Origin of the sequence: Pseudomonas citri (assembly GCF_025336485.1) — a bacterium.
GTDB classification, from domain to species: Bacteria; Pseudomonadota; Gammaproteobacteria; order Pseudomonadales; family Pseudomonadaceae; genus Aquipseudomonas; species Aquipseudomonas citri.
The window spans coordinates 35,828-50,313 of record NZ_JAODAB010000023.1 but is presented as its reverse complement, the minus strand read 5'-3'; the positions used below and the strand labels follow the sequence as shown (position 1 = coordinate 50,313).

The window sequence follows — 14,486 nt, the reverse complement described above, 5'->3', positions numbered from 1 at the left end:
ACTGAAAAACCAGGAGCATCTCCATGTTCACCTCGCGTCGCTTGATCGTTGTCGCCACCGCTGTCGCCCTGTTGTCCGGTTGCGCCTCGCCCAACCCTTATGACAACCAGGGCCAGGCCTCCACGGACTCCTCCGGCATGAGCAAGACCGCCAAGTACGGTGGCCTCGGTGCCCTGGCCGGCGCCTTGGTCGGTGCCGCCATCAGCCACGATAACCGTGGCAAGGGTGCGTTGATCGGCGCTGCGGTGGTGGGGGCTTCCGCGGCCGGTTATGGCTACTACGCCGACCAGCAGGAAAAGAAACTGCGCGCGAGCATGGCCAATACCGGCGTCGAAGTGCAACGCCAGGGTGACCAGATCAAACTGATCATGCCGGGCAACATCACCTTCGCCACCGATTCGGCGAACATCGCCTCCAGCTTCTACCAGCCGCTGAACAACCTGGCCAACTCCTTGAAGGAGTTCAACCAGAACCAGATCGAGATCGTCGGTTACACCGACAGCACCGGCAGCCGCCAGCACAACATGGACCTGTCCCAGCGTCGCGCCCAGAGCGTGGCGACTTACCTGACGTCCCAGGGCGTGAGCGGCGCCAACCTGTCGGCCCGTGGCGCCGGCCCGGACAACCCGGTGGCGAGCAACGCCGACGTCAATGGCCGTGCGCAAAACCGTCGTGTCGAAGTCAACCTCAAGGCCATCCCGGGCCAGCAATACCAGGCGCCGGCGCAGCAGGGGCAGACTTACCAGCAATACCCATAACGTCCGGCAGGCAAATGAAATGGGGGCCATGGAAACATGGCCCCCATTTTTTTGGGAGCCAGCCACTTGGCACAACGGTGTTTGCCTTGGATGGAGATGCTGGATGTGCCGCCGTCATCGCGAGCAAGCTCAGCTCCCACAGGATCCGAGGGTGTTCACTGATTTTGCATGCACCCCAACCCTTTGTGAGAGCGAGCCTGCTCGCGATAGCGATCTCTCTGAGTCGGTGCTCTGCCGCAAGATTCTCGAACCCATGAAAAAGCCCGCCCGATCAGGTGATCGGGCGGGCTTTTGTGTCGCTGGAATTTACTTCTTCAGACCGTAGTGCTCATCGAGCATGCCGGGAGAATTCGGGGCCTTGGGGGCGTAGTCCCGAGGTGGTTCCTGATCCCTTGGCGGGGTCAGGCGTTCCCGGGTTGCCTGCGCCGAGTCGGCGTGCAGTGCAGCCAGCAGGCGTTGGCGAGTCTGTTCGTCCAGGGCCAGGCGGTTGGCGCCCTCGGACAAATGTTCCTGAACGTCCTGGTAGCTCTGGGTGAGTTTCTTCACCAGGGCTGCGGTGCTGTTGAAGTGGGTGACCACTTCATTCTGATAGCTGTCGAAACGTTCCTGAATGTCGTCCAGCTGACGTTGCGTGCTGTTAGGCACCGCGTTAGGCAGCAGTCGGGCAATCAGAAAACCAATGGCGACACCGGCAACCAGGGCAAGGGTCGGCAACAACCAAACTAAGAGCGAGTGTTCCACGAGTCCTTCCTCTATAAACGGCTTTGCTTTACGTTAACGGCTCGGACCTGCGCTGTATACCGCGAGAACATCGCAATCATGCCAGGCACAGACTTTTAGCTAGACGAGTCGACCCTATTCGGGGTCACGGAGTTCTTTCCCTTGCTTATGCGCGAAACCCCTGTAGTCATCGACGGCCCGGTGGGCCAATTGCAAGCCTTGTACCTGGACAGCGAGGCCCCCCGTGGCCTGGCACTGATCTGCCATCCCAACCCGGTGCAAGGCGGGACCATGCTCAACAAAGTGGTCTCGACCCTTCAGCGCACCGCCCGCGATGCCGGGCTGGTTACGTTGCGTTTCAATTATCGTGGTGTCGGCACCAGTGCCGGCAGCCATGACATGGGCACTGGCGAAGTGGACGATGCCCAGGCTGCGGCCGCATGGCTGCGCGAAAAATACCCGCACTTGCCCCTGACCCTCTTCGGTTTTTCCTTCGGCGGATTCGTGGCAGCGACCCTGGGTGGTCGGCTGGAGGCCCAGGGCCAGTCGCTCAAGCACCTGTTCATGGTGGCCCCAGCGGTGATGCGCCTGGACGCACAAGCGCCCTTGCCGATGCACGGCGAATTGACCGTGATCCAGCCGGAAACCGACGAAGTGATCGATCCGCAGTTGGTTTACCAATGGTCCGACACGCTCCAGCGCCCCCATGAGCTGCTGAAAGTGGCAGAATGCGGACACTTTTTCCATGGCAAGCTGACCGATCTCAAGGATCTGATCCTGCCGCGCCTCTCGAATTGACAGCAGTCTGACAAGCGATAACCCATGACGACTCGTACCCGCATCCTGACCGGCATCACCACCACCGGCACTCCGCACTTGGGCAACTATGCCGGCGCCATCCGTCCGGCGATCCTCGCCAGCCGCGACAGCAACGCCGACTCGTTCTATTTCCTCGCCGACTACCACGCCCTGATCAAGTGCGATGACCCGCTGCGCATCCAGCGTTCGCGCCTGGAAATTGCCGCGACCTGGCTGGCCGGTGGCCTGGATGTGGATCGAGTGACTTTTTATCGCCAGTCCGATATCCCCGAGATCCCGGAACTGACCTGGCTGTTGACCTGCGTCGCCGCCAAGGGTTTGCTCAACCGTGCCCACGCCTACAAGGCGTCAGTGGACAAGAATGTCGAAAATGGCGAAGACCCGGATGCCGGCATCACCATGGGCCTGTACAGCTACCCGGTGCTGATGGCTGCCGACATCCTGATGTTCAACGCCCACAAGGTGCCGGTCGGTCGCGACCAGATCCAGCACGTGGAAATGGCCCGCGACATCGGCCAGCGTTTCAACCACCTGTTCGGCCAGGGCAAGGAGTTCTTCACCATGCCCGAGGCGCTGATCGAGGAAAGCGTCGCCACGCTGCCGGGCCTCGATGGCCGCAAAATGTCCAAGAGCTACGACAACACCATCCCGTTGTTCAGTAGCGCCAAGGACATGAAGGACGCCATCTCGCGGATCGTCACCGACTCCCGCGCGCCAGGCGAAGCCAAGGACCCGGACAACTCGCACCTGTTTACCCTGTTCCAGGCCTTCGCCACTGCCGAACAGTCCGCTGAGTTCCGCAGTGAATTGCTGCAAGGCCTGGGTTGGGGCGAAGCCAAGAGCCGCCTGTTCCAACTGCTCGACAGCCAGCTGGGCGAATCCCGCGAGCGTTACCACCAGTTGATCGAGCGCCCGGCGGACCTGGAAGACATCCTGCAACACGGCGCGAAAAAGGCCCGTGCGGTGGCGACGCCGTTCCTCAACGAGCTGCGTGAAGCAGTGGGCTTGCGCTCTTTCGTGGCCCAGGCGCCAGTGACCGCGACCACCAAGAAGAAAGCTGCGAAAACCGCGCGTTTTGTCAGCTTCCGCGAAGACGATGGCAGTTTCCGCTTCCGGCTGTTGTCGGCCGACGGTGAACAACTGTTGCTGTCTCGCCACTTTGCCGATGGCAAGGCGGCAGGCCAGGTCACCAAGCAACTGCAATCCGGCCAGCCATTGGATGTGCGCAGCAGCGAGTCGGGTTTCAGCGTCTGGCTGGGCGAAGAGTGTGTAGCGGACAGCCCGGCGTTCGCCAACAGCGATGCCAGGGAGGCTGCCATCGACGCATTGCGTGTGGTCCTCACGCCTGCCCAGGACTGATCCAACCCTGTATTTCCGATCATCGGCCCGAATAAAGGCCGATTGCCATTCCCCAGGGCCGTCGCTAAAGTGACGGCCCGTTTTTGTTGCCTTGCTAACGAATATGACGCCCCTAGAACGATATCAAGCTGATCTGAAACGCCCGGAGTTCTTCCACGACGCCGCCCAGGAAACGGCGGTGCGCCATTTGCAGCGCCTGTACGACGACCTGGTCGCCGCGTCGAACAACAAGCCGGGCCTGTTGGGCAAACTGTTCGGTAAAAAAGACCAGGGGCCGGTCAAAGGTTTGTATTTCTGGGGCGGCGTAGGCCGTGGCAAGACCTACCTGGTGGACACGTTCTTCGAAGCGTTGCCGTTCAAGGAAAAGACCCGGACGCACTTCCACCGCTTCATGAAGCGTGTGCACGAAGAAATGAAGACCCTGGGTGGCGAGAAGAACCCGCTGACCATCATTGCCAAGCGTTTTGCCAGCGAAACGCGGGTGATCTGCTTCGATGAGTTCTTTGTCTCCGACATCACCGACGCCATGATCCTCGGCACCTTGATGGAAGAGTTGTTCAAGAACGGCGTGACCCTGGTCGCCACCTCGAACATCGTGCCGGACGGCCTGTACAAGGACGGCTTGCAACGGGCGCGTTTCCTGCCGGCCATTGCGCTGATCAAGGAGCACACCGAGATCGTCAACGTCGACAGTGGCGTCGACTACCGCCTGCGCCACCTCGAACAAGCGGAGCTGTTCCACTTTCCCCTGGATGCCGCCGCCGAAGAGAGCCTGCGCAAGAGCTTCCGCGCCCTGAGCCCGGAATGCGCCCTGGCTGTCGAAAGCGATGTGCTGATCATCGAAAACCGCGAGATTCGTGCCATCCGTACCTGTGACGACGTCGCCTGGTTCGACTTCCGCGACCTGTGCGACGGCCCGCGCAGCCAGAACGACTACATCGAACTGGGCAAGATTTTCCACGCCGTGTTGCTCAGCAACGTGGAACAGATGAGCGTTACCACCGACGACATCGCCCGCCGCTTCATCAACATGGTCGACGAGTTCTACGACCGCAACGTGAAGCTGATCATCTCGGCCGAAGTCGAACTCAAGGACCTCTACACCGGCGGTCGCCTGACGTTCGAATTCCAGCGGACCTTGAGTCGCTTGCTGGAAATGCAATCCCACGAATTCCTGGCACGGGCGCACAAGCCGTAGGGGATTCGGAGCAAAGGCCTGCGATTGCAGGCCTTTTTTACTGGGCTCAGTGAAGCCAGGCGTCTTCTTTAAGATAGCGAGCCAAATCTCCCTCGCGGTGGCAGCCAATCAGCAGCCACAAGAGCATCCGGGCTTTGCGTGGGCAGGTGAAGCCAGCCATCGACGCGCCTCGCCGTATCAGATCCATCTCTCCACCGATAAAGCCATAGGTTGAACTGGCCGTGGAGCCGGACCCGCAACGCGTTGCAATAATGACCGGGATCTTTTGAGCAATGGCATCGATCGCCTCAGCCCAGGTGGCACAAAGGTGTCCTGCGCCGAAGGCTTCGATGACCAGCCCGTCGTAGCCCAGCGCAAGAATGTTTTTCAGCAGCAGCGTGTCGGCCGACAGTGACGCTTGTAGCAGGGCCACGGCCTGTGTCGTTTGTTGCGGTACGGGCAGTACGGTGCGTTGTTGTGGGGGGCGCAGATAGTGAACGGTACCTTCCACCAGCAAACCGACCGGGCCCACGATTGGCGACGTAAACGCCTGCAACGCCATCGAATCGGTCTTGCGAACAGCGCGCGCCGGATGAATCTGGCCGTTCATCACCACTTGAGCGCCGCGTCCACGGCTGTTCCTGGCCAAGCCGACCCGGCAAGCGTCCAACAGGTTCGCCGGCCCGTCGGCCCCGGCCTCGGTTGCCGAACGCATGGCGCCGGTCAGCACCAACGGTTCGTCGTGGTTCCACAGAAGGTCAAGAAACGTGGCGGTTTCTTCCAGTGTGTCGGTGCCTTGGGTGATGACCACACCGACGGCACCTTGCTCGACTTGGCGATTCGCCCACCACAGAACGCTCAACAGAAACTCGAAGGTCAGTGAGGCGCTGGGCAGCATCCCGAGGGTGTCAGCGGCGACGTGGGCCAGCGTCTTCAATTCCGGTACCGAAGCCAGCAGGCCGTCGCTCCTGACGGTCGGGACGATGCCTTCGCCGTTGGCCTGGGACTGCATGCTCACGGTACCGCCGAGGGACGCGATGGCCAGTTTGGGCAAGTACATGGGATACCTCGTTATAGGAATGCGATAGCTGTACCGACCTCAAGGGTGCGGTACAGCCATCGGGTGGCAGGATCACTCGGCGATCAGAAGACCAATGGACGGAATGATGAGCAAGGTGCTGATGGCCATGGACAGGACGTTCGCGATGAAACCGTGCATGTCGGCCGGTAAGCGCTTGGCGATTGCGCAGGCCAGCGGTGGCGCTATCAATGCGCCCAGCAGGGCGCTTGAAGCAATCACCTGCCAACTGCCACCGTAGGTCAAGACCGCCGCCGGGACCACGGACACCAACGGAATGTAGGTGGGATACCATCCACGTAACATCCACTGGCGGCGCCAGATCACCACGCCCAGCGCCGAGGTCAACGCTTGTGCGCCGATCAGCTGGAGCAGCAGGCCCGAGCCGTACGCCGGGCTCAGCGGACTCAAGGCATAAGCCAGCAACGCACCCGCGATCAGGCCGAGGCTGGCCCATTCATTGCCGAAGAACGGCGCTTCTGAAAAGTCCGCCAGGACCCGGCGCAGGCTCCAGACGACGCCATAGTCAGGAGTCTTGGTGGCGGCGGGGGCCGGTGGCGGCTCGGAGGGTTTCGCGTCAGCCTGCGACTTTACGAGGAACGGCAGATAGCGGCAGAGCAGAAATGCAATGACGCTGGCCACCGCCATTCCCGAGACGTTGCCGATCACGACCGGCAATCCGAGTGGATTGCAGACGTAGTTGACGAACAACAAACACGCCGGGGTAACGAGCAGGGCGCCCATGATCGCGCCATTGATCGTGACCTTCCAGCCGCCACCGAACATCAGCACCATCGCCGCCGGCAATGAAACGAAGGCGGCAAAGGTGGGCTGCCAGGACGTGGCGGTCACGGTCCACCCCCAGATCAGGTTGCTCAGCAAGAGCCCAAGCAATGAGCTGGTGACGAGCCACGGCCATAAACCGCTGCCGTAGCAGATGGAAAAGCCTTGCCAGGCTTTTCCCGTCCGATTGGCCCGGTAAGCCAGATAAGCGCCGGCGAGCAGTCCAAGGGAGGCGAATTCATGTTTATAGAATGCAACCTCACTGATGTCGCCCAGTACCCAGCGTAACCAGGCACTGGGCCCGGGCAGGTTCGACACCATGTGGCTGTAGTCCGGCCAGTGGGCAGGCCAGGAAGAACGGTTGGTGAATGAAAGCCAGATCACCAGCAATATCGCGCCGAGCATCAGCACGATGATGGCGATATCCAGTGGCGATCGGGCGGCATGCAGGCGTTGTTGGGGCTTTTCGCTTGTGGTTTCCATTGAATAGCCCCCTTATCAGCGCGGCAGGCAAGGGTGCTGGGTGTAACCGAGCATCTGGTCGTAAAGATCGGCTCGGCGATCGCGGTGCAGGTCATTCAGGTTGTTCCAGATGGCCGCGCTACGGGAACTGGTCAGGTCTATATCGGCGAAAAGAATTTCCTGTTGGTCGGCGGAGGCCACGGGACCGATCGGCCAGCCGTTGGTACCGGCGATCAGCGAGCAGCCCAGGTAGCGGGCGTCACGCTCTTCTCCAATCCGGCTTGCCGCAGCGATGAATACGTTGTTTACATGCGCTGCTGTCATTGTCAGGTAGGAGGCCATGCATTTGCCGGCGTCATCGAACAGCGGTGCGGGCGTCCAGACCCAGTTGTTCAGGCTGCAGATAATGTCTGCGCCTTGTTGGCTGAGAATCCGTGGCACCTCCGGAAACCAGATGTCCCAGCAGATCAACAGACCTATGCGGCCTATCGGGGTGTCGAACACCGGAAAGCCCAGGTCCCCCGGTGTGAACCAGAGTTTTTCCAGGTTCCACAAATGCGCTTTTCGATACTTGCCGATAAAGCCGTCGGGCCCCACCAGCACGCCCGTGTTGAAGAGCCGCGCGCCGTCACGCTCGGTCAAGCCGGCCACCAGGTAAACCTTGTGCTGGCGGGCGAAATCCATCCAGGCCTGCACGCTCTGCCCGTCAGGGATTGATTCCGAGTGCTCGAACGCATCCTGGCGGTTGGTGAAGAAGTAACCGGTATTGGATAGCTCGGGCAAAACGATGAGGTTCGCCCCACCGCTCACCGCCTCAAAGGCCAGCGCGAGGCTGTGCTGCAAATTTTCCTCACGATTTTTTGTACCGACCTGAGGGTCGAATTGCACCACTGCGACACGAACAGGGCTGACTGGCTCGCTCATTTTTGAAACCTCTTTTTTATTGTTATTCACGCTGTTTAATGGCGTGTTCATAAGAGGCGAAGCGAGGGCGAGGCGTAAGTCAGCTGATTCCGTTAGAGTTGTAGGCCGTTTCCCAAGATGAATGAGCGGAACCCTTTGCAGGGAGGCATGAAGGTGGAGCCAATGCCCGTTGTGCAAGGCTCCAAGGGCAGAGCGGCGTCAGGTCCTGGTTTTGTAATGCGGATAGTCGTTCATGGAAAAACCACCATTGAATGTCGCAGCGGTCTTGTTGCAGATATGAATGACTGCATCGACGGCGCCTCGGAAGCAAGGTTCTGTCCAGCCAGCATCGACCGAAAATGATTCACCAGAAAAGTACAGGCCTGAATAATGTCCAAAATCCCTGTTGTACTTCATCAGGCTTACCGCATCGTGGTAGGTGCCAGGCCGGTACAGCTTTGCGCAACCTAACGCATTTTTATCGGTCATCCACCGTTGGACCATGGCTTGATCGAGCCCAATATAGGGAGAGATTCTCTCTCGGACATTCGTGCATTTCATGAGTATTCGATCCAGCTCTTTAGCACACCTGTTCACCAGCTCCTTGTCGGTGAATGAGGCGAGTTTGGTTGCATCGTCTTCCCATGTGTAGCTCAGGAGAATGCAGTCATAACTGTAGTTGTCGTTGTAGCGGTAGGTGTACACGTCGTGGATGAAGCTGTCCGTGACGATGGCCTGCGGGATTTTGCTGTTTTTTGAAAGGAACGATTTTTTCAATGGCGCAAAGACCTTGCAGCTGGTCTCCCAATGAGCTGTTTTGTAAGCATTGATTGTTTCGAAAGGCAGCATTTGCGGGGTGAAGTTTTCAAGCTCCATACGAGTTTCGATCAGCCAGGAGGGCAGCGTCATGATGACTGAGTCGAAATCTTCGAAGCGGTGTTCCGTTCGTTCAGGCTGGCTGTATTTCCAATCGAAGTGGACGCGTATCTTTTGATTGGCCAATTTAGTCAGTTTTGTTACGGAGGAGTCCGTGAGCAAGCCATCGTTTCTTTCACGACAGTGTTCGTAGAAAGATTTTTGGGTTTCATCGGTTTCCATAAACAGCAGACATTCGTCCAGTGCGGCGAGCCCGATGTAGCGGGGGCTATCGAAAACCAGTCCCGTGGAGTCAAAAACCGCCTCGCTACGCAGGTGCGGTGAGGCAAGTGGTTCTCCGTTGGGTTTAATCCGACCATGAATCAGTTGCAGGTGGCTACTGAAACCAAAGATGGCAGTACGCAAAGGGTAGAGGGAGCATACGTCGTAAAAGGCCCCCCAGCTGCCGTCGCCTATACCAATGGCATAGAAGATTGCAGACTCTTCCTGGGACATTCCCATTCCACCAAAATCTCCGGGCGAGCGTTCATTCCAGGTGGGGAGTACGGGCATACTCACCAGGTCGCGGAATGAAACGTTCTCGTATTTTGCAACGATGGCGGCCCACAGGGTTTCCCAGCCCTCAGTGGCGTACACCGCAGCGACGTGCCGAGTCATGTGGTCAGCAAAGGCTTTCCACTTGGAGTAGACCTTTTGCAGTTCTTTGCCAGGCGGCGGCGTATGACCGTCTTCATTTTTCCAGATCAGCATCTGCGGAGTCGGTCCACCCCCGATGCTCCCTTCGCGTAGATAGATACCTGTCGAGCGCACCCACTGGCTACCTGGGTTGGCAAAGTCCGAAGTCGATAGGTCAAAGGCCTTGGCGTAATAAGCCATCAGTGATCGTCCCGCTGTGGGCGGCTCATCCGCACGGTTGAAGAAGGGCATACGCATTGCGCCCATCTCAAAGGGCGTGTGGTTTGCGGTGGAGTGCTTGCTTCCGGGCACGGTCAAGTGCCTGCCACCGATGCGCTTGGACTGTTCGATTAAAGTGATATGGGTGAATCCGCAACGGTAAAGTTCTCTGGCGGCCGTTAGTCCAGTGATACCGGCGCCGACGATGCAAATTCTGTGTTTTGGATCTGTGGCCTTGGCGATGCCATTTTTTTGCTCGACCAATGTCCTGTAGTCAAAGCACAAGTCGGGTGGGTTTGGAAAGCGAGCAGCCCATTTGCTGCCAGTCGAGCGCTTGCTTCGACTGACTTCCTTGGCTGCGGAGGCGGGGTAGTTGTAACTTGATCCAATGGTCATTGTTGCTCTTCCCTGATGGTGTTTTTCAGGGAGTGATGTTGCGGTGTTCAGGTGTTGCTGTATGTGAGCGAAATCCAGCGCTAGGGCGCTCTTTATTCCGCGTTTTGCGTAGGAAGGTGCAAAGAACTGGCTTCCTCTGCCGCAAGTTCCCATGTGGGAGGGGGCTTGCTCCCACAGTGGATCGTTGCCAAGTCCTGGGTTACGCCGCCTGCTGAAACTGCTGCCGATACTGGTTCGGCGACAGTTCGGTGTGTTGTCGGAACAAACGGGCGAAAAAGCTCGCGTCGTCGTAGCCGACTTCGTAGCTGATGGTCTTGATGCTCTTGCGGCTGCCGGACAACAGTCCCTTGGCGGTTTCTATCCGCAGGCGTTGCAGGTAATGCAGCGGTTTGTCGCCGGTGGCGGTCTGGAAGCGGCGCATGAAATTGCGGATGCTCATGCCGTGTTCGCGGGCGACGTCTTCGAAGCGGAATTTGTCGGCGAAGTGTTCTTCGAGCCAGTGCTGGATCTGCAGGATGATCACATCCTGATGCAGCTTCTGCCCGCCAAAACCGATTCTGCCCGGCGAATAGTTGCGCTGGACTTCATACAGGATGTCCCGCGCCACGCCCTGGGCCACGTTGGCGCCGCAGAAGCGTTCGATCACATAGATGTAGAGGTCGCAGACCGAGGTGGTACCGCCGGCGCAGAACAGGTTGTCGGCGTCGGTCAGGTGTTTGTCCTGGTTCAGGTGCACCTGGGGGAAACGCTCCTTGAAGGCATTGAAGAAACGCCAGTAGGTGGTGGCCTCCTTGCCGTCGAGCAGGCCGGCCTCGGCGAGCCAGAACACGCCGGTGGCTTCGCCGCAGAGCACCGCACCGCGGGCATGTTGCGCCCGCAGCCAGGGCAGGATCTGGGGATAACGCTGGCAGAGCGTGGCGAAATCATCCCAGAACGCCGGCAGGATGATCACATCGGTGTCTTCCAGGCCGCCGTCCACCGGCATGATCACATCGCTAAAGCTGTTCACCGGTTTGCCATCGGGGCTGACGAGCCGGGTTTCAAATGCCGGGGTCAGGCCGTGGCCCAGTTGCTTGCCATAGCGCAGGCTGGCCAGGTGGAAGAAGTCCTTGGCTTGCATGAGGGTAAAAGCGAACACCTGGTCGATGGCCAGGATGCTGACGCGCCGCAAAGGCGTGGAAAGGTGTTTGGGCATAATTGATCTTTATTGTTATAGGGGAAAGTGGTCACCAGACGGCTGGATCGTCTTATTTTTTGTCGGATGTGTCCAGTGTCCTGTCGTTCCTCACCGGCTTAGGCTCTGTCGGTAACCACGCCCAACCCTGACGAAAGGTGCGCCATGATCCCAAGAACCCTGTTCAGTCCGGAGCACGAATTGTTCCGTGACAGCGTACGAACCTTCCTCGAAAAAGAAGCCGTGCCGTACCACAGCCAGTGGGAAAAACAGGGGCACGTCGATCGCCAGCTCTGGCGTAAAGCGGGGGAGGCGGGGATGTTGTGCTCGCACCTGCCCGAGGCGTATGGCGGACTTTCGGCGGATTTCCTCTACAGCACGGTGGTGATCGAAGAGATCGGTCGCCTGGGTTTGACGGGGATTGGCTTCTCGCTGCACTCGGACATCGTCGCGCCGTACATCCTGCATTACGGCAGTGAAGCGCTGAAGCAAAAATACCTGCCCAAACTGGTGTCCGGCGAAATGGTCACCGCCATCGCGATGACCGAGCCGGGTGCCGGTTCCGACCTGCAAGGGGTGAAGACCACGGCGGTGCCGGACGGCGACGACTATGTCATCAATGGGTCGAAGACCTTTATCACCAATGGCTTTCTCGCCGACCTGGTGATCGTGGTCGCCAAGACCGATCCGAAGGCCGGCGCCAAGGGCACCAGCCTGTTCCTGGTCGAGGCGGGCACGCCTGGCTTCGAAAAAGGCAAGCGCCTGGAAAAGGTCGGCATGAAGGCCCAGGACACGTCTGAACTTTTCTTTCAGGATGTCCGTGTGCCGAAGGAAAACCTGCTCGGGCAAGCCGGGATGGGGTTTGCCTATTTGATGCAGGAATTGCCCCAGGAGCGCCTGACCGTCGCTATCGGCGGCTTGGCCTCGGCCGAGGCGGCGCTGCAATGGACCCTGGACTACACCCGCGATCGCAAGGCGTTCGGCAAGTCCATCGCGGACTTCCAGAACACCCGATTCAAGCTGGCCGAAATGGCCACCGAGATCCAGATCGGCCGTGTCTTCGTCGACCGTTGTCTGGAACTGCATCTGCAAGGCAAGCTCGATGTGCCGACAGCGGCGATGGCCAAGTACTGGGGCACCGACCTGCAATGCAAGGTGCTCGATGAATGCGTGCAGTTGCACGGCGGCTACGGCTTCATGTGGGAATACCCGATCGCCCGGGCGTGGGCCGATGCGCGGGTGCAGCGTATCTATGCCGGAACCAACGAGATCATGAAGGAGATCATTGCGCGATCGCTTTGAAGGCGTGGTGATCTGGTAGCCCCCATCGCGAGTCGGCTCGCGATGGGGGCTGACGGGGCGATCAAGGCGCCGGGTTGGGCTGGTCCTTGTGAATCGCCTCGATCCCCGCCAGTACCTCATCCGACAACTTGAGGTCGAGGCTGGCGATGTTGCTGTCCAGTTGCTCCAGGGTGGTGGCACCGATGATGTTACTGGTCACGAACGGCTGCTGGGTGACGAATGCCAGGGCCATTTGCGCCGGGTCCAGGCCATGCTCGCGGGCCAGCGCGACATAACGGCTGCACGCGGCTTCCGATTGCGGGTTGAAGTAGCGCATGAAGCGGCTGTACAGCGTCAGGCGGCCCTTGGCGGGTCGCGCGCCGCCTTCGTACTTGCCCGACAGGAAGCCGAACGCCAGCGGGGAGTAGGCCAGCAGGCCGCATTGCTCGCGGATGGCGATTTCCGACAGGCCGATTTCAAAACTGCGGTTGAGCAGGTTGTAGGGGTTCTGGATCGACACCGCCCGCGGCCAGCCACGGGCTTCGGCCAGGGCCAGGAATTTCATGGTGCCCCACGGTGTTTCGTTGGAGAGGCCGATGTGGCGGATCTTGCCGGCCCGGACCTGTTCATCCAGGGCTTCGAGGGTGTCCTCCAGCGGGGTGAAGTCCTCGTCGGCCTTGTGCTGGTAGCCCAACTGGCCGAAGAAGTTGGTGCTGCGTTCCGGCCAGTGCAACTGGTAGAGGTCGATCCAGTCGGTCTGCAGGCGCTGGAGGCTGGCCTCCACGGCTTCGACGATGTGCCGGCGGTTGTGCTTGAGGTTCTGGTCGCGAATGTAGTCGATGGTGTTGCCGGGGCCGGCGATCTTGCTCGCCAGGATCCAGTCGGCACGATCGCCGCGGCTCTTGAAGTAGTTGCCGATGTAGCGCTCGGTGGTGGCGTAGGTCTGGGCTTTCGGCGGTACCGGGTACATTTCGGCGGTGTCGAGGAAATTGATGCCAGCACCCTTGGCGCGCTCGATCTGGGCGAAGGCCTCGGCCTCGCTGTTCTGCTCACCCCAGGTCATGGTCCCAAGACACAGGGCGCTCACGTTGAGATCGGTACGGCCTAGCTGGCGATAGTCCATCGGGGCTCCTTGGGCAAAACATTCATAGAAGCAGGTTGAAATATTTTTCGCAATCTGCATAATTGCGCACCTCTTTCTGCAGTGGAAGTGATGCCCCGCCGCCGAAGAATCTTGCCGTTGAACGGACGCGCCGACCCGAGCCCCCGAAAGCGTCTGTATCCGGCTGCCTTTGACTTGTCAAAGTACGCACTATTCAGTAAGATCCGCCGTCTAATTTACAGGGCGGCCCCTGAGGCTATAAAGAATGAAAACTTTTACTGCTAAACCGGAAACAGTAAAGCGCGACTGGTTCGTCGTCGACGCTGCTGGTCAGACCCTGGGTCGTCTGGCCACCGAAATCGCGAGCCGTCTGCGTGGCAAGCACAAGCCTGAGTACACGCCTCACGTTGACACCGGTGACTACATCGTCGTGATCAATGCCGAGCAAGTACGTGTTACCGGTGCTAAAAGCGCTGACAAAATGTACTACTCCCACTCCGGGTTTCCTGGTGGCATCAAGTCGATCAACTTTGAAAAGCTGATCGCCAAAGCCCCTGAGCGCGTGATCGAGACCGCGGTTAAAGGCATGCTGCCTAAGAACCCGCTGGGTCGCGACATGTATCGTAAGCTGAAGGTTTATGCGGGCGCTGCTCACCCTCATACTGCTCAGCAGCCCCAAGAACTGAAGTTTTAACGGAATAGTT

At 59.3% G+C, this 14,486-nt stretch carries 13 protein-coding genes; 6 read left to right on the top strand and 7 right to left on the bottom strand.

The window, feature by feature from the left end; all coding sequences use genetic code 11:
- The first annotated feature begins 23 nt into the window (after nucleotides 1-23).
- Nucleotides 24-758: an OmpA family protein gene (locus N4Q37_RS21475; RefSeq protein WP_260961614.1), complete on the top strand. Its 735-nt coding sequence runs from the start codon at nucleotides 24-26 to the stop codon at nucleotides 756-758.
- Between the two features lie 306 nt (nucleotides 759-1,064).
- Here the strand turns inward: N4Q37_RS21475 and N4Q37_RS21470 are convergent, their stop codons facing one another.
- Nucleotides 1,065-1,499 (bottom strand): YhcB family protein, encoded by a 435-nt coding sequence (locus N4Q37_RS21470; RefSeq protein ID WP_260961612.1) that lies wholly within the window; start codon nucleotides 1,497-1,499, stop codon nucleotides 1,065-1,067.
- Between the two features lie 147 nt (nucleotides 1,500-1,646).
- Between N4Q37_RS21470 and N4Q37_RS21465 the strand changes: the two genes are divergently transcribed.
- The 3 genes from N4Q37_RS21465 (at nucleotide 1,647) to zapE (ending at nucleotide 4,854) form a co-directional block, all read left to right on the top strand.
- On the top strand, nucleotides 1,647-2,276 hold the full coding sequence (locus N4Q37_RS21465) for an alpha/beta hydrolase (RefSeq protein WP_260961670.1): 630 nt from the start codon (nucleotides 1,647-1,649) through the stop codon (nucleotides 2,274-2,276).
- 24 nt (nucleotides 2,277-2,300) lie between these two features.
- Complete coding sequence (locus tag N4Q37_RS21460) at nucleotides 2,301-3,656, top strand: tryptophan--tRNA ligase (RefSeq protein ID WP_260961611.1); 1,356 nt, start codon at nucleotides 2,301-2,303, stop codon at nucleotides 3,654-3,656.
- A gap of 103 nt (nucleotides 3,657-3,759) precedes the next feature.
- Nucleotides 3,760-4,854 (top strand): cell division protein ZapE, encoded by a 1,095-nt coding sequence (gene zapE, locus N4Q37_RS21455; protein WP_260961610.1) that lies wholly within the window; start codon nucleotides 3,760-3,762, stop codon nucleotides 4,852-4,854.
- Nucleotides 4,855-4,900: 46 nt separating this feature from the next.
- Here the strand turns inward: zapE and N4Q37_RS21450 are convergent, their stop codons facing one another.
- The 5 genes from N4Q37_RS21450 to N4Q37_RS21430 all read right to left on the bottom strand — a co-directional run bounded on the left by N4Q37_RS21450 (nucleotide 4,901) and on the right by N4Q37_RS21430 (nucleotide 11,321).
- Nucleotides 4,901-5,893: an asparaginase gene (locus N4Q37_RS21450; protein ID WP_260961609.1), complete on the bottom strand. Its 993-nt coding sequence runs from the start codon at nucleotides 5,891-5,893 to the stop codon at nucleotides 4,901-4,903.
- A 72-nt stretch (nucleotides 5,894-5,965) separates the two neighbouring features.
- Nucleotides 5,966-7,177, bottom strand: a complete 1,212-nt coding sequence (locus N4Q37_RS21445; protein ID WP_260961608.1) for a hypothetical protein — start codon at nucleotides 7,175-7,177, stop codon at nucleotides 5,966-5,968.
- Between the two features lie 15 nt (nucleotides 7,178-7,192).
- On the bottom strand, nucleotides 7,193-8,080 hold the full coding sequence (locus tag N4Q37_RS21440; protein ID WP_260961607.1) for a nitrilase family protein: 888 nt from the start codon (nucleotides 8,078-8,080) through the stop codon (nucleotides 7,193-7,195).
- A gap of 198 nt (nucleotides 8,081-8,278) precedes the next feature.
- On the bottom strand, nucleotides 8,279-10,225 hold the full coding sequence (locus N4Q37_RS21435; protein WP_260961606.1) for a flavin monoamine oxidase family protein: 1,947 nt from the start codon (nucleotides 10,223-10,225) through the stop codon (nucleotides 8,279-8,281).
- Nucleotides 10,226-10,424: 199 nt separating this feature from the next.
- Entirely contained in the window at nucleotides 10,425-11,321 is an 897-nt protein-coding gene (locus tag N4Q37_RS21430; protein ID WP_260961669.1) for a GlxA family transcriptional regulator, read from the bottom strand.
- 243 nt (nucleotides 11,322-11,564) lie between these two features.
- Between N4Q37_RS21430 and N4Q37_RS21425 the strand changes: the two genes are divergently transcribed.
- A complete protein-coding gene (locus N4Q37_RS21425; protein ID WP_260961605.1) occupies nucleotides 11,565-12,701 on the top strand; it encodes an acyl-CoA dehydrogenase family protein in 1,137 nt (378 codons plus the stop codon).
- A gap of 61 nt (nucleotides 12,702-12,762) precedes the next feature.
- Here the strand turns inward: N4Q37_RS21425 and N4Q37_RS21420 are convergent, their stop codons facing one another.
- Complete coding sequence (locus N4Q37_RS21420; RefSeq protein WP_260961604.1) at nucleotides 12,763-13,803, bottom strand: NADP(H)-dependent aldo-keto reductase; 1,041 nt, start codon at nucleotides 13,801-13,803, stop codon at nucleotides 12,763-12,765.
- Nucleotides 13,804-14,047: 244 nt separating this feature from the next.
- Here N4Q37_RS21420 and rplM point away from each other — a divergent pair, with 244 nt between their 5' ends.
- A complete protein-coding gene (gene rplM / locus N4Q37_RS21415; RefSeq protein WP_260961602.1) occupies nucleotides 14,048-14,476 on the top strand; it encodes a 50S ribosomal protein L13 in 429 nt (142 codons plus the stop codon).
- The last annotated feature ends 10 nt before the right edge of the window (nucleotides 14,477-14,486 follow it).